A 25,476-nucleotide genomic window follows, 5' to 3' on the forward strand; every position below is an offset into this window, starting at 1 on the left:
CATCCCGCACGCCCGGAACCCTCCCCGTCCGCAGCGCTCGAAGGGCTTCGCCCATGTCCGTCACCACTCCCGATGCCTCCGAGGAGAGCACGCCGCCCGGCACCGCGACCCTCCGCTCCGGCTCCCTCGGCACCGCCGACATCGCGTTCTTCGTGGTGTCCGCCGCCGCCCCGCTCACCGTCATGGCCGGCGTCGCCCCGCTCGCGATCCTGCTCGGCGGCATCGGCGCCCCCGCCGGCTACCTCATCGCCGGCATCACCCTCGCGGTCTTCGCCATCGGCTTCACGACCATGAGCCGGCACGTCAAGAGCGGCGGGGCCTTCTACGCGTACATCACCCGCGGCCTCGGCCGCCCCGTCGGCATCGGCGCCGCGCTCCTCGCCCTCATCGGCTACAACGGCATGGAGATCGGCGTCTACGGCCTCCTCGCCTCCGCCGTCAAGGACACCCTGCACGCCGTCTTCGCCACCGACGTCCCCTGGCTGCCGATCTCCCTCGCCGGCCTCCTCGTCATCGGCTACGGCGGTTTCCGCTCGATCGACTTCGGCGCCAAGGTGCTGGGCGTCCTGCTGGTCGCCGAGACCGGCATCCTGGTGCTGCTCGCGGGCGGGGTGCTGGTCAAGGGCGGCGCGCACGGGCTGTCCGCTGCCTCCTTCGCACCCGGGCATGTCCTCGTCTCCGGTACGGCCGTCGTCCTGGCCTTCGCCTTCGCCGCGTTCACCGGCTTCGAGTCGACCGTGATCTACCGGAGGGAGGCCCGGGACCCGGAACGCACCGTGCCCCGCGCGACCTACGTGGCGATCGGATTCCTCGGCCTCTTCTACGCCTTCATCGTCTGGATCGTCATCCAGGCCTTCGGCAACAGCGGAGTCATCGCGGCCGCGGCCAAGGACCCCGGCGGCCTCTTCTTCTCCGCCATCACCACCTACGTCGGCGGCTGGGCGGCCGACCTGATGCACCTCTTCATCGTCACCAGCGTCCTCGCCTCCCTCCTCGCCTTCCACAACGCGATCAACCGGTATGCCCTGGCGCTCGCCGAGGAGGGGGTCCTGCCGAAGTCGCTGGGCCGCATCCACCCCCGCCACCGCTCCCCGTACGTCGCCGGAATCGCCCAGACGGCCCTCGGCGCGCTCGTCGTCCTCGCCTTCTGGGCGGCCGGTGCCGACCCGTACCAACAGCTGCTCCTGTGGGTCAACACCCCGGGAATGATCGGCCTGTTCGCCCTCCAGCTCCTTGCCGCGATCGCCGTGCCCTGCTATTTCCGCAGGGTGAGCCACCAGGAGGGCACCCTGCGCACCGTCGTGGCGCCGATCGCGGCCGCCGTGCTGCTCGCGACGGCGATAGGGCTGGTCATCACCCACATCGACCTGTTCACGGGAGCCTCCACGACCATCAACACCGTCCTGATCGTCATCGCGCCCGCGGTCTTCGTCCTGGGCCTGGTCCTGGCCTGGTGGCTGCGCCGTGTACGGCCCCGGGTGTACGCCGAGTTCGCCGCCGAGCCCGCCGAATAGCCATACCGAGCAAGGGAGTCAGTGGAGTCATGCCCACGCCCGACCTGATCCTCACCGGCGCCGAGGTCCGCACCCTCGACCCCGAACGCCCCTACGCCACCGCCGTCGCCGTGCGCGACGGGGTGATCGCGGCGGTCGGCGACGAGGCGGACGTACGCGAGTGGCGCGGGCCGGGCACGGAGGTCGTGGCCCTGGCGGGCGCGCACCTCGTGCCGGGGCTCGTGGACGCGCACAGTCACCCCGTGTGGGGGCTGGACATGGCGACCGGGGTGGATCTGTCGGGGGTGACGGACCTGGCGGGGCTGCGGGCGGCCCTCGCCGGGGCCGAGCACACCGACGGGTGGGTCATCGGGTACGGCCTCGACCACAACGCCTTCGAGGGGCGCCCCATCGACCGCGCGCTCGTCGAGGACGTACTCGCCGGCGCGCCCGCCTTCCTGCGCCTCTACGACGGCCACTCCGCCCTCGCGACGGGCGCGGCGCTGGCCGCCGCCGGCGTGACGGGGCCGCGCGGGTTCGCCCAGCGCTCGGAGGTGGTCTGCGACGGCGCGGGGCGGCCGACGGGGCATCTCGTCGAGCACGCGGCGATGGAGCTGTTGGCGCAGGTGCTGCCACGGCCGTCGTACGAGGCCCGCCGCACCCGCCTCGTCGAGCTCCTCTCGGCGATGGCCGCGACCGGGCTGACCGGGGCGCATGCCATGGACGCGGGGGACGTGGAGCTGGTCGAGTCGGTGGCGCGGGAGACGGTGCTGCCGGTGCGGCTGCGGTTCGCGCCGTGGTGCATGCCGGGGGTGGACGCGGCGGGGCTGGCGGAACTGGTCGCGGCGCAGGGCCGAGAAGGCCGGCACTGGGTGGTCGGCGGGGTGAAGTTCTTCATGGACGGCACCGTGGAGGGCGGCACGGCGTGGCTGGAGCACGCGGACTGCCATGGGCAGGGCACGGACGCCTTCTGGCCGGATCCCGAGGCGTACGCGGCCGCCGTACGTCAGCTGCACACGGCCGGCGTCCGCACGGCCACCCATGCCATCGGGGACGCGGCGGTACGGCATGTACTGGACGTGGTGGCGGGGCTGGGGCCGGACGCCCGGGGCCGGCACCGGGTGGAACACATCGAGACGGCACCGGACGACCTCCTGCCCCGGTTCGCGGAACTCGGGGTGGCGGCGTCGATGCAGCCCCCGCACACCGCGTACACCCGGGCCGACGGCACCGACGAGTGGAGCCGCCGCCTGGGAACCGAGCGCGCGTCCCACGCCTGGCGCCTGCGGGACCTGCGTGACGCGGGCGCGACGGTCGCCCTCGGCTCGGACTGGCCGATCGCCCACTACGACGTACGGGCGGTACTGGCGACGGCACGGGCGCCGCGGGGCGCCGCGTCGGGACGGGGCGGGCTGACAGGGCTGGAGGCGTTGGAGGGCTGTACGAGCCATGCGGCGCGGGCGGTGGGGGAGGCCGACAGGGCGGGCCGTATCGCCGTCGGCCACCGCGCCGACCTCACGGCCCTGGCCCTGGATCCGGTGAAGGCTCCGGCGGACGAGTTGGCGCAGGCGCAGGTACGGCTGACGGTGACCGGGGGGCATGTGGTGCACCGGGCCTGTTGACCCACACCTTCGTCGGCGACGGCGTCCCGTCCGTACCCTCGGCCGGGACCGTCCTCGGCAAGGCGTACGGCAGGCGTCCGTACCAAACCCGCGCCACCCCGAACCCGAACGCCAGGCACAGCATGCCGCCCACCGCGTCCAGCCAGAAGTGGTTGGCCGTTGCCACGATGACGATCAGGGTGGCCGCCGGGTAGAGGAGCCCCAGCACCCGCACCCACGGCACCTTGGCCAGGGCGAAGATGGTCAGTCCGCACCACAGGGACCAGCCGATGTGCATGGACGGCATCGCGGCGTACTGGTTGGACACGTGCTTGAGGTCGCCGGAGGCCATCGAACCCCAGGTCCGGTGGACCGTGACCGTGTCGATGAAGTGGCTGCCGTTCATCAGGCGGGGCGGGGCGAGCGGGTACAGGTAGTAACCGACCAGGGCCACGCCCGTCGTCGCGAACAGCACCAGCCGCGTCGCCGCGTAGCGGCCCGGGTGACTGCGGTACAGCCACACCAGCACACTCAGCGTCACGATGAAGTGCAGCGTCGCGTAGTAGTAGTTCATCCCGACGATCAGCCAAGTCGCCGAGTTGATCCCGTGGTTGACCGACTGCTCCACGGCGATGCCCAGATGGTGCTCGGCACTCCAGATCCAGTCGGCGTTGCGCAGCGCCTTGCCGCGCTGTTCCGGAACCGCGTTGCGGATGACCGAGTACGTCCAGTAACTGACCGCGATGAGGAGGATCTCGAACCACAGGCGGGGCCGGCGCGGAGTGCGCAGTCGCCGGAGGAATCCAGGGCGTTCCGAGGCCGTCCTCGGGTCCGGAACGGCCGCCTGCTCGCGGTCTTCCAGACTGGTCACGGTCGTGTCACCCATAGGCACAGAGTTTGCCAGAAATGCCTTCCGCCACCGATCATCCCCCGGTCGGGTTCAGGTCGCACTTTCTACAACAGACGAACCCCCGCGCCTACTCCCGAGGCACTGCACGAAATCGCGGATTCTCCGCCCTGCGGAGGACTTACGGCCGATGCCGTTCCCCAGGCGCCGAAGCGGTCGACCCCCGCACCACCAGCTCCGGCATGAACACGAACTCACTGTGGGGTGCCGGTGTCCCACCGATCTCCTCCAGCAACGTGCGCACCGCGGCCTGCCCCATGGCCGGCACCGGCTTGCGGATCGTCGTCAGCGGCGGATCGGTGAAGGCGATGAGAGGCGAGTCGTCGAAGCCGACCACCGAGATGTCCTTCGGCACGTCCAGGCCGCGCTGCCGTGCCGCCCGTATCGCACCGAGCGCCATCATGTCGCTCGCGCACACAACCGCCGTACAGTCACGGCCGATCAGCGCGGTGGCGGCGGCCTGGCCGCCCTCCAGGGTGTAGAGCGAGTGCTGGACGAGGTCCGACTCGATCGTCTCCGCGGGCAGACCGAGCTGGTCCTGCATCGCCCGTACGAAACCCTCGATCTTCCGCTGGACGGGGACGAACCGTTTCGGGCCCAGGGCCAGACCGATCCTCTTATGACCGAGAGACGCCAGGTGGGTCACCGCCAGCGTCATCGCCGCGCGGTCGTCCGGTGAGATGAACGGCGCCTGCACCTTCGGCGAGAAGCCGTCCACCAGCACGTACGGCACGCCCTGCGCGCGCAGGCGCTCGTAGCGCTCCATGTCGGCCGTGGTGTCGGCGTGCAGTCCGGAGACGTAGATGATCCCGGCGACCCCGCGGTCGACGAGCATCTCGGTGAGCTCGTCCTCCGTCGAGCCGCCCGGGGTCTGGGTGGCGAGCACGGGGGTGTAGCCCTGCCTGGTGAGTGCCTGGCCGATCACCTGGGCCAGCGCCGGGAATATCGGGTTCTCCAGCTCCGGGGTTATCAGGCCCACCAGGCCCTCGCTGCGTTGCCGCAACCGGACGGGGCGCTCGTAGCCGAGCACGTCCAGCGCGGCCAGCACGGACTGGCGGGTGGTGGCGGCGACGCCCGGCTTCCCGTTGAGGACGCGGCTGACGGTCGCTTCGCTCACCCCCGCCTGGGCAGCGATGTCGGCAAGCCGTGTGGTCACAGGGGTGGACTGTACCGGTCGAGTGTCACTTTGCACACCAATCGGACGCCGGGCACGAGCGGTTGCACGGCCCCGTGCGGGTTGCTGCGTCATCGCGGGTCCCTCGTGTTCTGATCGGCTGCTGATCGATGCCACCGGTGGCAAGAGCTTGCAGAGTCTTGCACAAGAGTGCCTCTGCCCGCTCAGCGGCTGCAATACGCGGTTCCGAGGTCATCGAGGTCAGGTCACGGCCGGGTAACTCTCGCACCTTCTTGCAATTTTTTGCTGCAAGGTCTTTCGGAGCCGCTTACATGGCTGTTACTTTCGGCGTCGCCCGGCGGCGGCAACGGCGCAGTCGGCACGATGGCAGGAGCGGCGGACGGGGCCGCTCCCGCGGGCCCTGTCGTCATATTCCCGTCCGCCACGCGACGCCTGGCGCGAGGCCCGCCCTCCGGGCGGACGACGGGCATATGACGACAGGGCCCACCCACACGGGCTTAACCCTCAAGGAGAACTCATGCGGCGTGGCATAGCGGCCACCGCGCTGGTGGCGTCCCTCGCCCTCGCGGCGACGGCCTGCGGCGGAAGTGACAGCGGCGACAAGGCCGACGGTCCGGTCACCATCACCTGGTGGGACACCTCCAACGCCACCAATGAGGCGCCGACGTACAAGGCCCTGGTCAAGGAGTTCGAGGCCGCCAACAAGAACATCAAGGTCAAGTACGTCAACGTCCCCTTCGACCAGGCGCAGAACAAGTTCGACACCGCCGCCGGCTCCAAGGGCGCCCCGGACGTGCTGCGCTCCGAGGTCGGCTGGACTCCCGCCTTCGCCAAGAAGGGCTACTTCCTGCCGCTGGACGGCACCGAGGCCCTCGCCGACAAGGACAAGTTCCAGTCCAGCCTGATCACCCAGGCCCAGTACGACGGCAAGACGTACGGCGTGCCGCTGGTCACCGACACCCTCGCGCTCGTCTACAACAAGGCGATCTTCAAGAAGGCCGGCTTCACCACGCCCCCCAAGACCTGGGACGAGCTCAAGGCCGACGCCTTCCAGATCGACGCCAAGGAGCACGTCTACGGCTACTGGGGCTCCACCCAGTCCTACTACGCGCAGACCTTCCTCTACGGCGAGGGCACCGACACCGTCGACGCCTCCGCCAAGAAGATCACCGTGAACTCGGCCGCCGCGAAGAAGGCGTACGGCACCTGGCTGAGCATGTTCAAGGGCCAGGGCCTGCACAAGGCCGACACCACGGCCGACGCCTACGCCCACATCCAGGACGCGTTCGTCAACGGCCAGGTCGGCGCGATCATCCAGGGCCCCTGGGAGATCACGAACTTCTACAAGGGCTCGGCGTTCAAGGACAAGTCCAACCTCGGCATCGCCACCATCCCGGCCGGCTCCACCGGCAAGGCGGGCGCCCCGACCGGCGGCCACAACCTGGCCGTCTACGCGGGCTCGGACTCCGCCCACCAGAAGGCGGCTCTCACGTTCGTCAACTTCATGACCTCCGCCAAGTCCCAGACGGAGATCGCGCTGAAGAACTCCACGCTGCCCACCCGCGCGGACGCCTACACCGCCGAGGTCAAGGCCGACCCGGGCATCGCCGGCTTCCAGGCGGTCCTGCCCGCCGCCCAGCCGCGCCCGGCGCTGCCCGAGTACAGCTCCCTGTGGACCCCGCTGGACACCGAGCTGACCGCCATCGCCGGCGGCAAGGAGTCCCTCGACAAGGGACTGAGCAACGCTGAACTCGCCATGGCCAAGCTGTTGCCGGACTTCAGCAAGTAAGCCCCGAGTGGCCGTCGGACCGCCCACATCCATGGGGGGAGCGGTCCGACGGCCACCGGCCTGTGCCCAGCCTCTTCTCAGTGCCGTAGAACTTCCAGAAGGTGTCGAACATGACAGTCGCCATCGACCGCGCCACCGGCAAACGCCACGGTGACCGCGCGCCGCGGCCCGGGCTGGGCCAACGCCTGAAGCACAGCTACCAGAAGCACTGGTACGCGTACGCGATGATCGCCCCGGTCGCGATCGTCCTCGGTGTCCTCGTGCTCTACCCCCTGGTGTACGGCCTCTACCTCACCCTCACCGACGCCAACAGCCTCAACACCGCGCGCACGATCGGCGTCAACCACATCGACGCCACCTACAAGTTCATCGGGCTCGACAACTACAAGGACATCCTGTTCGGCCCGACGTCCTACGGCCGCTTCTGGTCCCACTTCATCTGGACGATCGTCTGGACGGCGCTCTGTGTCGCCCTGCACTACACGATCGGACTCGGCCTCGCGCTCCTGCTCAACCAGAAGCTGCGCGGACGGACCTTCTACCGGCTGATCCTCATCCTGCCCTGGGCCGTACCGACCTTCGTCACCGTCTTCGGCTGGCGGTTCATGCTCGCCGACGGCGGCATCATCAACATCGCCCTCGACGCGCTCCATCTGCCGCAGCCGGACTGGCTGGAGAGCACCTTCTGGCAGCGGTTCGCCGCCATCATGGTCAACACCTGGTGCGGTGTGCCGTTCATGATGGTCTCGCTCCTCGGCGGACTCCAGTCCATCGACGCCTCGCTGTACGAGGCCGCCGAGATGGACGGCGCCACCGCCTGGCAGCGGTTCCGCTACGTCACCCTGCCCGGCCTGCGATCGGTCAGTTCCACCGTCGTGCTCCTCGGCATCATCTGGACCTTCAACCAGTTCGCCGTCATCTTCCTGCTGTTCGGCAACACCGCCCCCGACGCCCAGATCCTCGTGACCTGGGCCTACTACCTGGGCTTCGGACAGCAGCCGCGCGATTTCGCGCAGTCGGCCGCCTACGGCATCCTGCTGCTGGCCATCCTGATCGTCTTCACCTCCTTCTACCGCCGCTGGCTGAACCGCAATGACCAGCAGCTCGCGATCTGAGGCAGGAGTCACCATGAGCACCGCAACGCCCCCCGAGATCAAGTCCGACCGCCCGGTGACCCCGCAAGTCCTCGCTGCCTCGCGGCTCCGCCCGGTCCGCCGGCGTGGCGAGAGCGGCCCCCTCGCGACCTTCACCTCGCACGGCATCCTGATCGTCGCGAGCCTGATCGCGTTCTTCCCGGTGGCCTGGCTGATCTATCTGTCCCTCGGCCCGGACAAGGACGACTACCTCCACCCGGGTGGCATCTGGTCCAAGATGTCGTTCTCCAACTACTCGTTCGTGCTTCAGCACACGGAGTTCTTCGACTGGCTGAAGAGCTCGCTGATCGTCTCGCTGGGTACGACGGTCATCGGCGTCCTGATCGCGGCCACCACCGGCTACGCGGTCTCCCGTATGCGCTTCCCGGGCTACCGGAAGTTCATGTGGGTGCTGCTGGTCACGCAGATGTTCCCGGTGGCCGTACTCATGGTGCCGATGTACCAGATCCTGTCGGACCTGCAGCTCATCGACAGCTACCCTGGTCTCATCCTGGTCTACTGCTCGACCGCGGTGCCGTACTGCGCCTGGCTGCTCAAGGGCTACTTCGACACCATCCCGTTCGAGATCGACGAGGCCGGGCGCGTCGACGGGCTGACCCCCTTCGGCACGTTCGCGCGACTGATCCTGCCGCTCGCCAAGCCGGGCCTGGCGGTCGCCGCCTTCTACAGCTTCCTCACGGCCTTCGGCGAGGTCGCGTTCGCGTCGACGTTCATGCTGTCCGACACGAAGTACACGTTCGCGGTCGGTCTGCAGACCTTCGTCAGCGAACACGACGCCCAGCGCAACCTGATGGCCGCGACCGCGGTGCTGATCGCGATACCGGTCTCGGCGTTCTTCTACCTCGTGCAGAAGAACCTGGTGACCGGTCTCACCGCGGGTGGCACGAAGGGCTAGAACGCCGGTTCACCAGCGCCCCAACGGGGCGCGGGGAACCGCGCGACCAGCCCCGACGGCGCCGCACCCGAAACCCGAGGCGGCCGCGGTGTTCATCCGACCCCGCTCTCACCGCGGCCGTCTCGTCATCACCGTTGTATGCACATCTGACCCCATGACCCCTTCCCCACTCTCGAATTCGCTCGAGCGGGGGGACCCCCACCGCACCAAGGACGCCATGAGCCAGCAGCACTCCGCCGTCGCCCCGGCACCGAACTCCGCCAAAGCCAAGCGCAGCGACTGGTGGCGGGACGCGGTGATCTACCAGGTCTATCCGCGCAGCTTCGCCGACAGCAACGGCGACGGCATGGGCGATCTGGAAGGAATCCGCTCCCGACTCCCGTATCTGCGCGACCTCGGCGTGGACGCCGTGTGGCTCAGCCCCTTCTACGCCTCCCCGCAGGCCGACGCCGGCTACGACGTGGCCGACTACCGGGCCGTGGACCCGATGTTCGGCAACCTTCTGGACGCGGACGCGCTGATCCGGGACGCCCGTGAGCTGGGCCTCAGGATCATCGTCGACCTGGTCCCCAACCACTCCTCCGACCAGCACGAGTGGTTCAAGCGCGCCCTGCGCGAGGGCCCCGGCTCGCCCCTCCGCGACCGCTACCACTTCCGCCCCGGCAAGGGCGAGCACGGCGAACTCCCGCCCAACGACTGGGAGTCGATCTTCGGTGGCCCCGCGTGGACACGTGTCGACGACGGAGAGTGGTACCTGCACCTCTTCGCCCCCGAGCAGCCCGACTTCAACTGGGACCACCCGGCCGTCGGCGACGAGTTCCGCTCGATCCTCCGCTTCTGGCTGGACATGGGCGTCGACGGCTTCCGTATCGACGTGGCCCACGGGCTGGTGAAGGCGGAGGGTCTCCCGGACCTCGGTTCCCACGACCAACTCAAGCTGCTGGGCAACGATGTCATGCCGTTCTTCGACCAGGACGGCGTGCACGAGATCTACCGCCAGTGGCGCACGATCCTCGACGAGTACTCTGGAGAGGGAAAGGGGCCCGAAGGGCCTTCCGCAGAAGGGCGGTCGCGGGAGACGGGCGAGCGCATCTTCGTCGCCGAGGCATGGACCCCGACGGTCGAGCGGACCGCCAACTACGTCCGCTCCGACGAACTCCACCAGGCCTTCAACTTCCAGTACCTGGCGACGGACTGGGACGCGGAGGAGCTGCGCAAGGTCGTCGACCGCACGCTGGAGGCGATGCGCCCGGTGGGTGCCCCGGCCACCTGGGTCCTCTCCAACCACGACGTCACCCGCCACGCCACCCGCTTCGCCAACGAGCCCGGCCTCGGCACCCAGATCCGCCTGGCCGGCGACCGCGAGCTGGGGCTCAGGCGGGCGCGGGCGGCCACCCTGCTCATGCTGGCGTTGCCCGGATCGGCGTACGTCTACCAGGGCGAGGAACTCGGCCTCCCGGACGTCGTCGACCTCCCGGACGAGGTCCGCCAGGACCCCGCGTACTTCCGCGGCGACGGCCAGGACGGCTTCCGCGACGGATGCCGGGTGCCGATCCCGTGGACGCGGGACGGATCGTCGTACGGCTTCGGTGGCGCCGGGAGTTGGCTGCCGCAGCCGGAGGGCTGGGGCGAGCTGAGCGTGGCCGCGCAGACGGGTGTGCCGGGGTCGACGCTGGAGCTGTACCGCGCCGCCCTCGCCGCCCGCCGAGCCCACCCCGACCTCGGTGCGGGCGACGCGGTGGAGTGGCTGCGCGCCCCGGAGGGCGTACTGGCCTTCCGGCGCGGGGAGTTCGTGTGCGTCGCGAACACCGGCGGTGAGTCGGTGACGACCCCCGCCTACGGCCGCGTCCTGCTCACCAGCGGTGAGGTGACCGAGGCGGAGGGTGAGACGAAGGTACCGGCGGACACGACGGTGTGGTTCACCACCGCCTGAAATTTCTTTCATCAACTTCACACGGCCCGCTGCCTTTCCAGGCGGCGGGCCTTTAACATTCCCGTCATCGCAAGGTGGTTGAAACTTTTCAGCAAGAACCTTCAACGACGAAGGACCCCCACATGGCATCCAGCAGATACGTTTCGGCGGCCCTGGCGCTCACCGCGGCCGCCGCCGTCATGACCCCCGGCACCGCCGCCGCCTCCCCGCCCGGCACCAAGGACGTCACCGCCGTCCTCTTCGAGTGGAACTTCGCCTCGGTCGCCAAGGAGTGCACCAACACACTCGGCCCCGCCGGGTACGGATACGTGCAGGTCTCGCCGCCCGCCGAGCACATACAGGGCGCGCAGTGGTGGACCTCGTACCAGCCGGTGAGCTACAGGATCGCGGGCCGGCTCGGTGACGCGGCCGCCTTCCAGAACATGATCAACACCTGTCACGCGGCCGGTGTGAAGGTCGTCGTCGACACCGTCATCAACCACATGTCGGCCGGCAGCGGCACCGGCACCGGCGGCTCGTCGTACACGAAGTACAACTACCCCGGTCTGTACTCCTCCGCCGACATGGACGACTGCACGTCCGCCGTCAGCGACTACACCAACCGCGCCAACGTCCAGAACTGCGAACTCGTCGGCCTCGCCGACCTGGACACGGGTGAGGAGTACGTCCGCGCCACCATCGCCGGCTACCTGAACTCCCTTCTCGGCTACGGGGCCGACGGCTTCCGCATCGACGCGGCCAAGCACATCCCGGCCACCGACCTCGCCAACATCAAGTCCCGGCTCAGCAACCCGTCGGCGTACTGGAAGCAGGAGGTCATCTACGGCGCCGGAGAGGCCGTCCAGCCGACCGAGTACACCGGCAACGGGGATGTGCAGGAGTTCCGCTACGCGTACGACCTCAAGCGCGTCTTCAACAACGAGAACCTCGCCTATCTCAAGAACTACGGCGAGGGCTGGGGGTACATGAGCAGCTCGGTGGCGGGTGTGTTCGTCGACAACCACGACACCGAGCGCAACGGGTCGACCCTCAACTACAAGGACGGGGCGAACTACACCCTCGCCAACGTCTTCATGCTCGCCTACCCGTACGGCGCCCCGGACATCAACTCCGGCTACGAGTGGTCCGACACGGACGCCGGGCCGCCCGACAACGGCTCCGTGACCGCCTGTTGGCAGGACGGCTGGAAGTGCCAGCACGCCTGGCCGGAGATCATCCGCATGGTCGCCTTCCGCAACGCCACGCGGGGCGAGTCGGTCACCAACTGGTGGGACGACGGCGGCGACGCGATCGGCTTCGGGCGCGGCAGCAAGGGCTACGTCGCCATCAACCACGAGTCGGGCAGCCTGACCCGCACCTACCAGACCTCGCTGGCCGCGGGGACGTACTGCAACGTGCAGAACAACACGAGCGTGACGGTCGACTCCACCGGCCGGTTCACGGCGACCCTGGGCTCCAACACGGCCCTGGCGATCTACGCGGGCAAGTCGAGCTGCTGAGCTCCCCGACTGCGACCGCGCATTGTTGCGGCTGACCATGCGCGGTACGCGAGGGGTTGACGGTCCCCCAACGGCGCCCTAACTTCCGCCACGGATATGGGAGCGCTCCCACGATTGGACGGACCATGCAGCGCAGACTCAGAACGTGGGCGTTGGCCTCCGCGGCGGCCCTGCTGACGGCCGCCGGCGTCACCGCCGTCAGTACCCCGAACGCCTACGCCGCCACCTCGGCCACCATCAACGGCTCGACCACCTACCAGCCCATCGACGGCTTCGGCATCTCCGAGCACTTCGGACGAGCCGCCATCATGAACGGCTCGCAGGGCTTATCGGCCCAGCATCAACGCGAGCTCCTGGACCTGCTGTTCAACCGCACCACCGGCGCGGGGCTGAGCATCCTTCGCCTGGGCATCGACTCGGGCATCCAGCCCACCGACCCCGGCGGTCCGAACGCCACCCCCAAGTACACCTGGGACGGCTACGACAAGGGCCAGGTCTGGCTCGCCAAGCAGGCCAAGTCCTATGGCGTGAACCGCTTCTACGCCGACGCCTGGACCGCCCCCGGCTATATGAAGACCAACGGCACGGACGCCAACGGCGGCACCCTCTGCGGCCTTTCCGGCGCAACCTGCGCGAGCGGGGACTGGCGGAAGGCATACGCCGACTTCCTGGTCCAGTACGCCAAGTTCTACGGCCAGGAGGGCATCCCCGTCACCGACATCGGGTTCACCAACGAACCCGACTGGACGGCGACGTACGACTCGATGCGCCTGACCCCGGCGCAGGCGGTCGAGTTCACCAGGACCTTCGGTCCGATCGCGAGCGCGGCCGGATACAAGGTCACGTGCTGCGACTCGTTCGGCTGGGACCAGCAGAAGGCGTACAGCAGCGCGATCGAGGCCGACGCGACGGCGCGGACCTACGTCACCACGCACACCGGCCACACGTACGCGAGCGCCGTCGACGGACCCCTGCCGACCTCGAAGCGCACCTGGATGTCGGAGTGGTCGCCCAACGGCACCACCTGGAACGAGAACTGGGACGACGGCAGCGGCTACGACGGCTTCACCGTCGCCTCCGCGATCAACGACGCCCTCACCAAGGGCAACACCAGCGGGTACGTGTACTGGTACGGCGCCTCGACCGGCGCGACCCGCGGCCTCATCCAGATGGACGGCGACAGCTACCACGTCTCCAAGCGCCTGTGGGCGATGGCCAACTACAGCCGCTTCATCCGCCCCGGCGCGACCCGCATCGGCGCCACGACCTCCGACGCCGACCTCAAGCTGTCGGCGTTCCGCAACACCGACGGCACGACGACCGTCGTGGCCCTCAACGCGGCGACCAGCGCCACCCCGGTGACCTTCAGCCTGCAGAACACCGGGATCACGACGGGGACGGCGACCCCGTACCTCACCGACACCACCCACAGCACGGCCCAGCAGCCGGCCGTGGCGGTGAGCGGAGGGACACTCAACACCACGGTCCCGGCGCGCTCGCTGGTGACGTACACCCTCAAGAAGTCCCCGTCGGCGAAGCTCGCCGCCGCCCTGCCCGGCAGCTTCCAATGGAAGTCGAGCGGGACCCTGATCTCCCCGAAGTCGGACGCGACCCACAGCCTGACAGCGGTCAAGGACCCGACGGTCGTGTACTCCAACGGCAAGTGGATCGTGTACGCCAGCACGACCAACGCCAACGGCTCCTACAGCCTGGTGTACACGAGCTTCAGCGACTGGTCCCAGGCGTCCTCGGCACCCCAGTACTACCTGGACCAGAACCCGAACATAGGCACCGGCTACCGTGCCGCGCCCCAGCTCTTCTACTTCGCCCCGCAGAAGAAGTGGTACCTGGTCTACCAGACGGGAAACGGCGGCTCGTACTCCACCACGGACGACCCCGCCAAACCCTCCACCTGGACCGCGCCGAAGAACTTCTACTCGGCCATGCCCGACATCATCAAACAGAACATCGGCAGCGGCTACTGGGTCGACTTCTGGACCATCTGCGACACGACGAACTGCTACCTCTTCTCGTCCGACGACAACGGCCATCTGTACCGCTCCCAGACCACCCTCGCGAACTTCCCGAACGGCTTCACCAACACGGTGATGGTCATGCAGGACACCAGCAACAAATACCGCCTGTGGGAGGCGAGCAACGTCTACAAGATCGACGGCACGGGCCAGTACCTCCTCCTGGTGGAGGCAATAGGCGGCAACGGCAAACGCTACTTCCGCTCCTGGACGTCCCCGAGCCTCACCGGCACCTGGACCGCTCTCGCGGACACGGAATCCAATCCCTTCGCCCGCTCCACCAACGTCACCTTCGACGGCACACCCTGGACCCAGGACATCAGCCACGGCGAAATGATCCGCTCCGGCACCGACCAGAACCTCACCATCAACCCATGCCGACTGCAATACCTGTACCAAGGGCTGAGCCCAACCGCCACGGGCCCGTACAACACGCTCCCGTGGCGGCTGGGACTGCTCACGCAGACCAACTCGGCCTGCTAGTCGGTTCACTTCCAGGTGTCACTCGTGGAGTACCCGGACGAACTGCCCGTCGTGTACGAGCGGTTCGTCCCGGACTCCCAGGTCACGTTCCCGGAACTGTCCTTCTTGATGTACTTGTACGTGAACGCGGTGCTCTTCGGGACGATCACCAGCTTGCTCCATGTCGGGTACGACTCCGACGACAGCGGAATCGCGTCACTCGTGTTCCATGAGCCGAGGGAGGCGATGGAGCCGACGACGTAGACGTTGGTGCCCCAGTCGGTTGTGGCGTATTCGTTGAAGGTGACGTCCGTGGCGTCGGCGTTCGCCACGTTCCAGGAATTGTTCAGGGTGATGGCCGAAGTCGTCGTGGTGGCCGACCTGTTGGCGTTCGACTCCCAGGTGACGTTTCCGGATGAGTCCTTCTTTATGTATTTGAAGGTGAACGACGTGTTGATCGGCACGCTCACCTCGCCCGACCAGATCGGGTATCCGCTCGACGACAGCTGGATCGCCTTGGAGGTGTCCCAGCTGCCCAGCTCCGAGATGGAGCCGACGACGTAGATGTTCGTGCCGCTCGTCGTGGGCGCGTACTCGTTGAAGGTCGCGCTCACCGTGGAGGTCGAGCCGCCGTCGCCGCCCGTGCCGTCGCAGCCGACCGTGCAGGTGTAGGAGGAGTTGTAGAAGGCGACCGCGCTCTTCGCGGGGATGGTGAGGGACGCGCTGCCGCTCGACACGGTGACCTTTGTCGCGCCGCCGTCGATGACGTTCGAGTACGTGCCGTCCGCCATACCGGTGGTGAAGGTGTAGGTCGCCGACGAGGAGCCGTTGTTGAGTGCGAAGAACCCGGCCCCCGACCGCCCGAAGCCGATCACGTTCGACGACATGGTCTGCCAGTTGGAGACGGCGGCCGTGTCGACGGCGTTGTGCCAGGCCACCATGCCGACGACCGCGGTGTCACGGTCGAGGCAGTTCCAGCCGTTGGCGCAGTCCGTGCCGGTGACGAAGCCGGAGGAGTTCGGCGGGGCCTGGTCGCTCTGGGTCCACTGCCAGCTGGAGTAGATCGTCGGCGTGGACCACTTGTAGGCGAGCTCGAAGAGGTTGGCGAGCTTGTAGGCGTCGCCGTCCTTGTACGACATGTGCAGGCCGTTGCGCTCGGTGTCGTGGTTGGTCACGAAGGACACCGAGTTGGCGGCGGGCAGGATGCCGGACGACGACAGGGAGGACAGGTCGCTCACGTTCCCCTGGAAGGCCGACTTCATCTTGCTCGCGTACGTGAAGTCGAGGACGTCGCCCGAGCCGTAGTAGTCGCTGGGCTGTGGGGTCGAGCCGGGGTAGACCTCGTCGAAGACGTACGGCGCCGACCCGGATGTCGTGGTGTTCAGCTTGGCCACGATCGCCGCCATGTCGGTGGCCGGTATGTGCTTGGCGGAGTCGACACGGAAGCCGTCCACGCCGAGCGCGATCTGCTTGTTGAGGAACGCCGCGAGGCCCGAACGGACGTTGTCCGCACCGGTCTTGAGGTCGGGAAGGCCGAGCAGTTCGCAGTTCTGGACCTGGGTGAGGTTGGAGTAGTCCTGGATGGTCAGGTCGGAGGTGGGGCAGTCGGCCGAGGTGTGGTAGTCGCTCGGATTCCAGTCCGGGGTGTCGTACTTGTTGGTGATCGTGGTGCCGTCGTAGCCGGTGCCGGTCTGGGCGGCCGTGTGGTTGATCACCGCGTCCGTGTAGACCTTCACGCCGGCCGTGTGGCAGGCGGTCACCATGTTCGCGAACTGGGTTGCCGTACCGAAACGGCTGTTCAAGGTGTACGAGTACGGCTGGTAGACGTCCCACCAGTAGTAGGTGGACTGCTTGAGGGACTCGGACGGCGGGGCCACCTGGACCGCGCCGTAACCGGCCGGGCCCAGCACATTGGTGCACTCGGAGGCAATGGAGTCCCAGTTCCATTCCCAGAGGTTGGCGATGACGTCGCCCTTGGCGGACGTGTCCGCCTGGGCGGGTGTTGCGGGCAGGGCCAGGGCCCCGGCCAGTGCGAGGGCGCCTGCGGCCGCGGCGATCGTGGTGCGGCGGAGGACACCTGGGGGGCGGTGTCTGCTCATGTGCGGCTCCGAAAGAGAACTCCGTGAGGAAGGGACAGGGTTCAACAACTCGTGAGCGTGGGGCAGTTGAGAAGGGCACGTCAAGGTTGACGTTGAAAGTTCTTGCTATGAGTTTCAAGGCTCTTGCTGTAAACCTTGCGTCAGCGGTACGGTCACGCGGGGTCGGACCCAAGAGAGCCGCTGTCGCTAGGAGTTCACACCGGTGATACATGTCAGACGGCTCGCGGCCGTCACCGTCGCCGCGCTCGCCGCAGCCCTGATCCAGCCACTCGCGGCGCACGCGGAGTCCCCGCCCTCGCCGCCCTCCGATGCGAAGCTCGCCGCCGAGCCCGCCCGGCACGACGACACCCGGGAGCAGTTCTACTTCGTCATGCCGGACCGTTTCGCCAATGGCGACACGTCCAATGACGAGGGTGGGCTGACCGGTTCGCGGCTCAGCACCGGTTACGACCCCACCGACAAGGGCTTCTACCAGGGCGGCGACCTCAAGGGCCTGACCAAGAAGCTCGACTACATCAAGGGGCTCGGCACCACCGCCATCTGGATGGCCCCGATCTTCAAGAACCAGCCCGTGCAGGGGACGGGGAGCAACGCCTCCGCCGGCTACCACGGGTACTGGATCACCGACTTCACCCAGGTCGACCCGCACTTCGGGACCAACGCCGACCTCAGGACCCTCATCTCCAAGGCGCACGCCAAGGGCATGAAGGTCTTCTTCGACGTCATCACCAACCACACCGCCGATGTCGTCGACTACGAGGGCACGTCGTACGACTACCTCTCCAAGGGCGCCTTCCCGTATCTGACCAAGGACGGGCAGCCCTTCGACGACGCCGACTACGCGGACGGCGGCAAGAAGTTCCCGGCCGTCGACACCGACTCCTTCCCGCGCACGCCGACCGTGCCCGCCGAGAAGAAGAACATCAAGGTCCCGTCGTGGCTGAACGACCCGACGATGTACCACAACCGCGGTGACTCCACCTATGCCGGCGAGAACGCCACCTACGGCGACTTCTCCGGCCTCGACGACCTGTGGACCGAGCGTCCCGAAGTCGTCAGGGGCATGGAGAAGATCTACGAGCGCTGGGTGAAGGACTACGACATCGACGGCTTCCGGATCGACACCGTGAAGCACGTCGACATGGGGTTCTGGACCCAGTGGGCGACCGCGCTCGACACGTACGCGGCCGAACACGGGCGGAAGAACTTCTTCATGTTCGGCGAGGTCTACTCGGCCGACACGTCGATCACTTCGCCGTACGTCACCCAGGGCCGCCTCGACGCGACCCTCGACTTCCCCTTCCAGGACGCGGCGCGCACCTACGCCTCCCAGGGCGGCAGCGCGCAGAAGCTGGCCTCGGTCTTCGGCGACGACTACAAGTACACGACCGACAAGGCCAACGCGTACGAGCAGGTCACCTTCACCGGCAACCACGACATGGGCCGCATCGGGTACTTCCTGAAGACGGACAACCCGAAGGCCACCGATGCCGAACTCCTCGCCAAGGACAGGCTCTCCAACGAGCTGATGTTCCTCAGCCGCGGCAACCCGGTCGTCTACTACGGCGACGAGCAGGGCTTCACCGGCTCCGGGGGCGACAAGGACGCCCGTCAGACGATGTTCGCCTCGAAGGTCGCCGACTACCTCGACGACGACGAGATCGGCACCGACCGCACCCACGCCGCCGACGCGTACGACACGAGGGCACCGCTCTACCAGCAGATCAGTGCTCTCTCCGAGCTGCGCAAGAACAACCCCGCCCTCACGGACGGCGTCCAGACACAGCGGTACGCGGCCGACGGCTCCGGCATCTACGCCTTCTCCCGCACCGACGCCAAGACCGGCCAGGAGTACGTCGTCGCGTTCAACAACGCCGACGAGGAGAAGACGGCCACCTTCGCGACCGGTTCGGCCGACATGAAGTACCGCGGGATCCACGGCACTTCGGCCGAGGTCACCTCCGGCGCCGACAACAAGGTCACGGTCACCGTCCCGGCCGAGTCCGCCGTCGTCCTCAAGGCGGCGGGCAGGCTCGCCAAGCCGACCACGGCACCGACCCTGACCCTCAAGGCCCCCGACACCGGCGCCACCGGCACGGTCGAGCTGTCGGCCGACGTGGACGGCGGCCGGCTCGACCGCGTCGTCTTCGCCGCCCAGGTCGGCGACGGCAAGTGGCAGACGCTCGGCTCCGCCGACCACGCCCCGTACAAGGTCACCCAGACCATCGGCCAGGACGTACCGGCCGGAACAGTCCTGCGCTACAAGGCGGTTGTCGTCGACACCGCCGGACACACGGCCTCCGCCACCGCCGCCTCCACCACCGGCACCCCGCCCGCCACCGAGATCCCCACCGCCTCCTCCCGCGACTACGCGATCGTCCACTACAAGCGCACCGACGGCGACTACGGCAACTGGGGTCTGTACGCCTGGGGCGACCTCGCCGACGGCGAGGCGACGACCTGGCCCGCCAGCCACCCCTTCGTCGGCCGGGACGCCTACGGCGCCTTCGCCTACGTCAAGTTGAAGGCCGGTGCCTCGAACGTCGGCTTCCTCGTCATCGACAAGGACGGCAACAAGGACGTCTCCGCGGACCGCTCGATCGACGTCACCAAGACCGGGGAGGTCTGGATCGAGCAGGGCAAGGAGACCGTACAGACCACCCGCCCCGACTACCCGGCGCAGGACAAGAGCAAGGCGGTCATCCACTACCACCGCGCCGACGGCAACTACGACGGCTGGGGTCTGCACGTCTGGACGGGCGCCGCGAACCCCACGGACTGGTCGAGCCCGCTGCAGCCGGTGAAGACCGACGCCTATGGCGCGGTCTTCGAGGTACCGCTCACCGACGGTGCCACCAGCCTCAGCTACATCATCCACAAGGGCGACGAGAAGGACCTCCCGGCGGACCAGTCGCTGGATCTCAAGGCCGACGGCTACGAGCTGTGGCTGTTGAACGGTCAGGAGAAGTATCTGCTGCCCCAGCCCGCGGGCTCGGCGGCCGCCCTCGACCTGACCACCTCCAAGGCGATCTGGATCGACCGGAACACGGTCGCCTGGAACGGCTCCGACGCCGCCGCCTCCACCCAGCTGCTCTCCTCCCACGACGGGTCGATCGCCGTCAAGGACGGGACGCTGACCAGCGACGACGAGCGCTGGCTGCGGCTGGAGAAGACCACCCTCACCGACGCCCAGAAGGCCAGGTTCCCGTATCTGAAGGACTACACGGCCTGGTCCGTCGACCCGCGCGACCGGGACCGGGTGCGCGAGGCCCTCGACGGCCAGCTCGTCGCCTCCCAACGGGCCGCGAACGGCGCCGTGCTGGCGGCGACGGGCGTGCAGATCGCGGGCGTGCTGGACGATGTGTACGCGAGCGCGACGAAGGCCGAGTTGGGCCCGACGTTCCCCAAGGGCCGTCCCACGCTGGCGGTGTGGGCGCCCACGGCCCGGTCGGTGAAGCTGGAGCTCGACGGGTCGCTCAAGAACATGCGCCGTGACGACTCCACCGGCGTCTGGTCCGTCACCGGCCCCAACTCCTGGAAGAACAAGCCCTATCGGTACGTCGTGAAGGTGTGGGCGCCCTCCGTCCGGAAGGTCGTCACCAACAAGGTCACCGACCCCTACTCGGTCGCCCTCACGGCGGACTCCGAGCGGTCCCTCGTCGTCGACCTGAACGACAAGTCCCTTGCCCCGAGCGACTGGTCGAGTCTCGCCAAGCCCAAGGCCGTGCCGCTGAAGGACGCACAGATCCAGGAGCTGCACGTCCGGGACTTCTCGGTCGTGGACAAGACCGTGCCGGCGAAGGACCAGGGCACCTACCTCGCCTTCACCGACAGGAACAGCGACGGCTCGAAGCACCTGCGAGAACTGGCCAAGTCCGGGACGTCGTACGTGCATCTGCTGCCGGTGTTCGACTTCGCGACCGTGCCCGAGAAGAAGGCCGACCAGGCGACCCCCGACTGTGATCTCGCCTCCTACGCGGCAGACTCCGACCAGCAGCAGGAGTGCGTGGCGAAGGCGGCGGCGAAGGATGCCTACAACTGGGGCTACGACCCGTACCACTTCACGGTCCCCGAGGGCTCGTACGCCACCGACCCGGACGGCACCGCCCGTACGGTCGAGTTCCGCGGGATGGTCAAGTCACTGAACCAGGACGGACTTCGGGTCGTCATGGACGTCGTCTACAACCACACGGCGGCCAGTGGCGAGGCCGACACCAGCGTCCTCGACCAGATCGTGCCCGGGTACTACCAGCGGCTGCTCGCGGACGGCTCGGTCGCCAACAGCACCTGCTGTGCCAACACGGCCACCGAGAACGCCATGATGGGCAAGCTGGTCGTCGACTCGGTCGTCACCTGGGCCAAGGAGTACAAGGTCGACGGCTTCCGCTTCGACCTCATGGGGCACCAGCCGAAGGCGAACATCCTCGCGGTGCGGAAGGCCCTGGACGCGCTGACGCCGAAGAAGGACGGCGTCGACGGCAAGAAGATCATCATGTACGGCGAGGGCTGGAACTTCGGCGAGGTCGCCGACGACGCACGCTTCGTGCAGGCCACGCAGAAGAACATGGCGGGGACCGGCATCGCGACCTTCTCCGACCGGGCGCGGGACGCCGTGCGCGGCGGCGGCCCCTTCGACTCCGACCCCGGCGTCCAGGGGTTCGCCTCCGGCCTCTACACCGACCCCAACTCCTCTGCGGCGAACGGCACTTCGGCCGAACAGAAGGCCCGGCTGCTGCACTACCAGGACCTGATCAAGGTCGGCCTGTCCGGCAACCTGAAGGCCTTCACCTTCACCGACACCGACGGCAAGGAGGTCACCGGCGCCGAGGTCGACTACAACGGGCAGCCCGCCGGCTACGCGGATGCCCCCGGCGACGCCCTCGCCTACGCGGACGCGCACGACAACGAGTCCCTGTTCGACGCGCTGACGTACAAGCTGCCCGCCACGACGAGCGCCGCCGACCGGGCCCGGATGCAGGTCCTGGCGATGGCCACGGCCGCCCTCTCGCAGGGCCCGTCCCTCTCCCAGGCCGGCTCCGACCTGCTGCGCTCGAAGTCCCTGGACCGCAACTCCTTCGACAGTGGCGACTGGTTCAACGCCATCCACTGGAACTGCACGGACGGCAACGGCTTCGGCCGCGGACTGCCGATGGCCGCCGACAACGCGTCCAAGTGGTCGTTCGCGAAGCCCCTTTTGAGCACGGTGAAGGTCGGGTGCGCGCAGATCGAGGGCGCCTCGGCCGCCTACCGGGATCTGCTGAGGATCCGTACGACGGAGAAGGACTTCTCGCTCGACACGGCCGGACAGGTGCAGTCGACGCTGTCGTTCCCGCTGTCCGGCAAGGACGAGACGCCCGGGGTGATCACCATGGAGCTCGGTGATCTGGTGGTCGTGTTCAACGCGACGCCGACGAAGCAGGAGCAGCGGGTCGACGCGCTGGCCGGGACCGGTTACCGGCTCCATCCGGTGCAGGCCGCCGGGGCGGACCCTATCGTCAAGTCCTCGTCGTATGAGGAGAAAACGGGCACCTTCGCCGTTCCGGGGCGCACTGTGGCGGTATTCTCCCGGTCCTCCTGATACGGGCAGTAACTTGGTGGGGCGGACTCGATCCCGGGTTCGCCCCACCGGCGTTGTCCAAGGGCTGACAGATGGACGTCAACGGCAAGCTGACCGACACGACCGTGCTGGTCGTCGACGACGTGGCCGCCAGCCGGTACGCGTTGGGCACGGTGCTGCGCCGCGCCGGCCATCAGGTCGTCCCGGTCGCCAGCGGCGGCGAGGCGCTGGTAGAGCTCGACGTACGGCGGCGCAAGGGCACCCTGCCCGACGTGGCCCTCGTCGATGTGCACCTGCCGGACATGAGCGGCTTCGAGCTGTGCCGTCGGCTCAAGGAGCGGCCGCACATGGCGAATCTGCCCGTGGTGCACTTCTCGGCGCTGTCCACGCCTCCGGCCGACCGCTGTGAGGGGCTGGTCGCGGGCGCCGAGGCCTATCTGACCGTGCCGGCCGAGCCCGAGGAGATCGAGGCGGCGGTGCGGGCCGCGGTGCGCGCCGCCCGGCTGCGGGCCGACGACCAGGCGCTGGTGCGGCGGCTGCAGCTGCTGTCCGAGACGATCGTCACCATCCAGGCGGCCCGTTCGCTGCAGGAGCTCGCCGATGCCGCCGCCGACGGCGCCGCGCGGCTGCTGGGCTGCCCGGCCGCCGTGTTCGTCCTGGACCAGGACGACGAGCTGTACCGCGGGCTGTACCGGGCGCGCACCTCGCTCGCGCTGCCGGACGAGGGCGCGCACCGGACGGTGGCCGGTCTGCTGCGGCGGCTGACGCGCGGGCAGGGCGGGGTGCAGATCACGACGGTGCCCGCGCCGCTGTGGCCGGCCGGGTTCTTCCGGCCCGGTGTGCAGCACGACGCCCGGCTCGCGCTGGTCCTCACCCAGGACGGCCAGGCCCCGGTGTGCCTGGCCACGCCCACGCGCGGGCTGCGCCGGGTCAGCCCCGAGGGCGAGGCGCTGCTGGCCCAGCTGGCGCAGGCCACCGCGCTGGCCGCCGAGCCCCTGCTGATGTACCAGGTCGAGCGGCATGTCGCGCTCACCCTCCAGCACAGCTTCCTGCCCGAGCCGCACCGGCTGCCGGAGCTGCCCGGCGTCGATCTCGCGGTGCGCTATGTGCCGGCGTCCCGGGAGACCGAGATCGGCGGCGACTTCTACGCGGCCCTGCGCCTGGACGACGGGGTGCTGACCGCGGTCGGCGATGTCGTAGGGCACTCGCTGGACGCGGCCACCGTGATGGTCGAGATCCGGCACGCGCTGCGCGCCTACTGCGTGGAGGAGAACGACCCGGCCGTGCTCGCCGAGCGCCTCGACCGGATGCTCCAGCGCTACCACCCCGATGTCACGGCCACCGTCTGCCTGGTCCTGATCGACCCCGCCACCGGGCGCACGCGTATCGCCAACGCCGGCCACATCCCGCCGCTGATCCTGCGGGAGACCGGGGGCGCCGAGTACGTGAAGGCGGCGGGACCGCTGATCGGCGTGGGCCTGCCGCATCCACCGCCCACCGAGCTGTTCCTGGAGCCCGCCGACCGGCTCCTGATGGTCACCGACGGCCTGATCGAGACCCGCGGCACCGACCTGACGGCCTCGATGGAACAACTCCAGGCAGCCGCCACCGGCGCCCTCCCCGGCCTGGACGCCCTCTGCGACACCCTCCTGTCCTCCTTCGGCCACGACCGCGAGGACGACATCGCGATGCTCGCCCTCCAGCTGAGGAATTAGGGTGGGCGTGTCGCCGCCGTAGAACAGGAGTGCCCCATGCCGCAGATCACCGTCGACCACTCGAAGCACCTCAACTTCGACCGGGAGGGCTTCGCACGGGACCTGCACGGCGCGCTCGTCGAGATCGCGGCCGCCAAGCCGGAGGCGTGCAAGACGCGGTTCCGTCCCTCCGAGGTCACCGCGTTCGGCTACGAGGACCCCCTGGACCTCGGCCACGCCGTCGTGCACGTCACGCTGGGACTGCTCGCCGGCCGCACCGAGGAGACGAAGGCGAAGCTGACCGAGGCCGTCCTCGAACTGCTCAAGAAGCACATCGAGGACGACGGTTCCGGTGTGCTGCACGGCTCGGCCGAGGTGCGCGACCTCGACCCGTCGTACCGCAAGTTCGAGCGCTGAGGCCCCTCCTCAGGACGCGAGCGCGATCAGCCGGGCGACCAGCTCCGCGAAGGGTCCGTCCGGCGCTTCGTCCGTGAGCATGCGGCGCAGCAGCGCGGACATCTCCTCGTCGTAGGCGGCGCTCACCGCGGCCAGCGCGGCGAAGTCGTGCACCAGCTGGGTCTCCAGCTCGGCGCGCGGGATGCGCCGGCCGTCCAGCCAGATCAGCGCGGTCGACTCGGCGAGCGAGATCCAGGACCGGACGACCAGTTCCAGGCGCGCGGGCGGGTCCTCGATGCCCAGATGCGAAAGGATCTGGACATACGCGGCCTGCCGTACGGAGTCGATGAGCGCGTTGGTCGCCGAGGAGCCGACGGCCGGGCCGCCGCGCATCAGCGCCGAGAAGCCGGGCCCGTGGTCGTCCACGAAGTCGAAGAACCGGCGCATCACCCGCCGCAGCCGGTCCCCGAGCGGACCCTCCTGCGGCTCGTCGAACCGGCCCGCCAGATCCTGCGCGGCACGCTTCAACGCGGCCTCGTACAGACTGAGTTTGCCGGGGAAGTAGTGGTAGACCAGCGGCCGGGATATCCCCGCGGCCGCCGCTATCTCGTCGATGGAGACGTCGTCGGGCGAGCGTTGGCTGAACAGTTCGAGGGCCACGCCGATCAACTGCTGCCGCCGCTCCTCGACTCCCATTCTGCGGCGTACCCCGGTAGTCATGCGAACACCTTACCGATCGAATCCGGCCCGGAACGGACCGGTCCGCCCAACGGCGTTCACATATCCAGCACAACTCGATCACCTCGCGCCCGTGAAACGCGGATCGACC

At 68.5% G+C, this 25,476-nt stretch carries 15 protein-coding genes; 11 read left to right on the forward strand and 4 right to left on the reverse strand.

Features of this window, described 5'->3' with window-relative positions:
- The first annotated feature begins 53 nt into the window (after nucleotides 1-53).
- Nucleotides 54-1,514 carry an APC family permease gene (locus tag ACWC09_RS28980; RefSeq protein WP_450853856.1) on the forward strand — a complete coding sequence of 487 codons (1,461 nt, stop codon included), beginning with the start codon at nucleotides 54-56 and terminating at the stop codon, nucleotides 1,512-1,514.
- Between the two features lie 29 nt (nucleotides 1,515-1,543).
- On the forward strand, nucleotides 1,544-3,115 hold the full coding sequence (locus ACWC09_RS28985; RefSeq protein WP_450853857.1) for an amidohydrolase: 1,572 nt from the start codon (nucleotides 1,544-1,546) through the stop codon (nucleotides 3,113-3,115).
- On the opposite strand, the gene ACWC09_RS28990 is transcribed toward ACWC09_RS28985, so the two are convergent.
- Both ACWC09_RS28990 and ACWC09_RS28995 read right to left on the reverse strand, forming a co-directional pair.
- A complete protein-coding gene (locus tag ACWC09_RS28990; RefSeq protein WP_450853858.1) occupies nucleotides 3,009-3,980 on the reverse strand; it encodes a phosphatase PAP2 family protein in 972 nt (323 codons plus the stop codon). The genes ACWC09_RS28985 and ACWC09_RS28990 overlap by 107 nt on opposite strands.
- Nucleotides 3,981-4,122: 142 nt before the next feature.
- Nucleotides 4,123-5,157 (reverse strand): LacI family DNA-binding transcriptional regulator, encoded by a 1,035-nt coding sequence (locus ACWC09_RS28995; protein ID WP_450853859.1) that lies wholly within the window; start codon nucleotides 5,155-5,157, stop codon nucleotides 4,123-4,125.
- 496 nt (nucleotides 5,158-5,653) lie between these two features.
- Here ACWC09_RS28995 and ACWC09_RS29000 point away from each other — a divergent pair, with 496 nt between their 5' ends.
- From ACWC09_RS29000 to ACWC09_RS29025, 6 genes are all read left to right on the forward strand, one after another.
- Complete coding sequence (locus ACWC09_RS29000) at nucleotides 5,654-6,925, forward strand: extracellular solute-binding protein (protein ID WP_450853860.1); 1,272 nt, start codon at nucleotides 5,654-5,656, stop codon at nucleotides 6,923-6,925.
- A gap of 110 nt (nucleotides 6,926-7,035) precedes the next feature.
- Nucleotides 7,036-8,040, forward strand: a complete 1,005-nt coding sequence (locus ACWC09_RS29005; protein WP_450853861.1) for a carbohydrate ABC transporter permease — start codon at nucleotides 7,036-7,038, stop codon at nucleotides 8,038-8,040.
- A gap of 13 nt (nucleotides 8,041-8,053) precedes the next feature.
- Nucleotides 8,054-8,974, forward strand: coding sequence for a sugar ABC transporter permease (locus ACWC09_RS29010; RefSeq protein WP_450853862.1), 921 nt, complete (start codon nucleotides 8,054-8,056; stop codon nucleotides 8,972-8,974).
- A 217-nt stretch (nucleotides 8,975-9,191) separates the two neighbouring features.
- A complete protein-coding gene (locus ACWC09_RS29015; RefSeq protein ID WP_450853863.1) occupies nucleotides 9,192-10,907 on the forward strand; it encodes a glycoside hydrolase family 13 protein in 1,716 nt (571 codons plus the stop codon).
- Nucleotides 10,908-11,029: 122 nt separating this feature from the next.
- On the forward strand, nucleotides 11,030-12,406 hold the full coding sequence (locus ACWC09_RS29020) for an alpha-amylase (protein ID WP_450853864.1): 1,377 nt from the start codon (nucleotides 11,030-11,032) through the stop codon (nucleotides 12,404-12,406).
- Nucleotides 12,407-12,531: 125 nt separating this feature from the next.
- Nucleotides 12,532-14,922, forward strand: a complete 2,391-nt coding sequence (locus tag ACWC09_RS29025) for a non-reducing end alpha-L-arabinofuranosidase family hydrolase (RefSeq protein WP_450853865.1) — start codon at nucleotides 12,532-12,534, stop codon at nucleotides 14,920-14,922.
- Nucleotides 14,923-14,927: 5 nt separating this feature from the next.
- Here the strand turns inward: ACWC09_RS29025 and ACWC09_RS29030 are convergent, their stop codons facing one another.
- Nucleotides 14,928-17,000 (reverse strand): carbohydrate-binding module family 20 domain-containing protein, encoded by a 2,073-nt coding sequence (locus ACWC09_RS29030; RefSeq protein ID WP_450853866.1) that lies wholly within the window; start codon nucleotides 16,998-17,000, stop codon nucleotides 14,928-14,930.
- Nucleotides 17,001-17,202: 202 nt separating this feature from the next.
- Here ACWC09_RS29030 and pulA point away from each other — a divergent pair, with 202 nt between their 5' ends.
- The 3 genes from pulA (at nucleotide 17,203) to ACWC09_RS29045 (ending at nucleotide 24,668) form a co-directional block, all read left to right on the forward strand.
- The gene (gene pulA, locus ACWC09_RS29035) at nucleotides 17,203-22,578 is read left to right on the forward strand and encodes a pullulanase-type alpha-1,6-glucosidase (RefSeq protein WP_450853867.1); all 5,376 of its coding nucleotides are present in this window, start codon (nucleotides 17,203-17,205) and stop codon (nucleotides 22,576-22,578) included.
- A 71-nt stretch (nucleotides 22,579-22,649) separates the two neighbouring features.
- Complete coding sequence (locus ACWC09_RS29040; RefSeq protein ID WP_450853868.1) at nucleotides 22,650-24,272, forward strand: SpoIIE family protein phosphatase; 1,623 nt, start codon at nucleotides 22,650-22,652, stop codon at nucleotides 24,270-24,272.
- A gap of 36 nt (nucleotides 24,273-24,308) precedes the next feature.
- The gene (locus ACWC09_RS29045) at nucleotides 24,309-24,668 is read left to right on the forward strand and encodes a 5-carboxymethyl-2-hydroxymuconate Delta-isomerase (RefSeq protein WP_450853869.1); all 360 of its coding nucleotides are present in this window, start codon (nucleotides 24,309-24,311) and stop codon (nucleotides 24,666-24,668) included.
- Between the two features lie 9 nt (nucleotides 24,669-24,677).
- Here the strand turns inward: ACWC09_RS29045 and ACWC09_RS29050 are convergent, their stop codons facing one another.
- Nucleotides 24,678-25,367: a TetR/AcrR family transcriptional regulator gene (locus tag ACWC09_RS29050; RefSeq protein ID WP_450853870.1), complete on the reverse strand. Its 690-nt coding sequence runs from the start codon at nucleotides 25,365-25,367 to the stop codon at nucleotides 24,678-24,680.
- Nucleotides 25,368-25,476: the final 109 nt, after the last annotated feature.

The organism is Streptomyces sp. NPDC001617 (assembly GCF_053596855.1).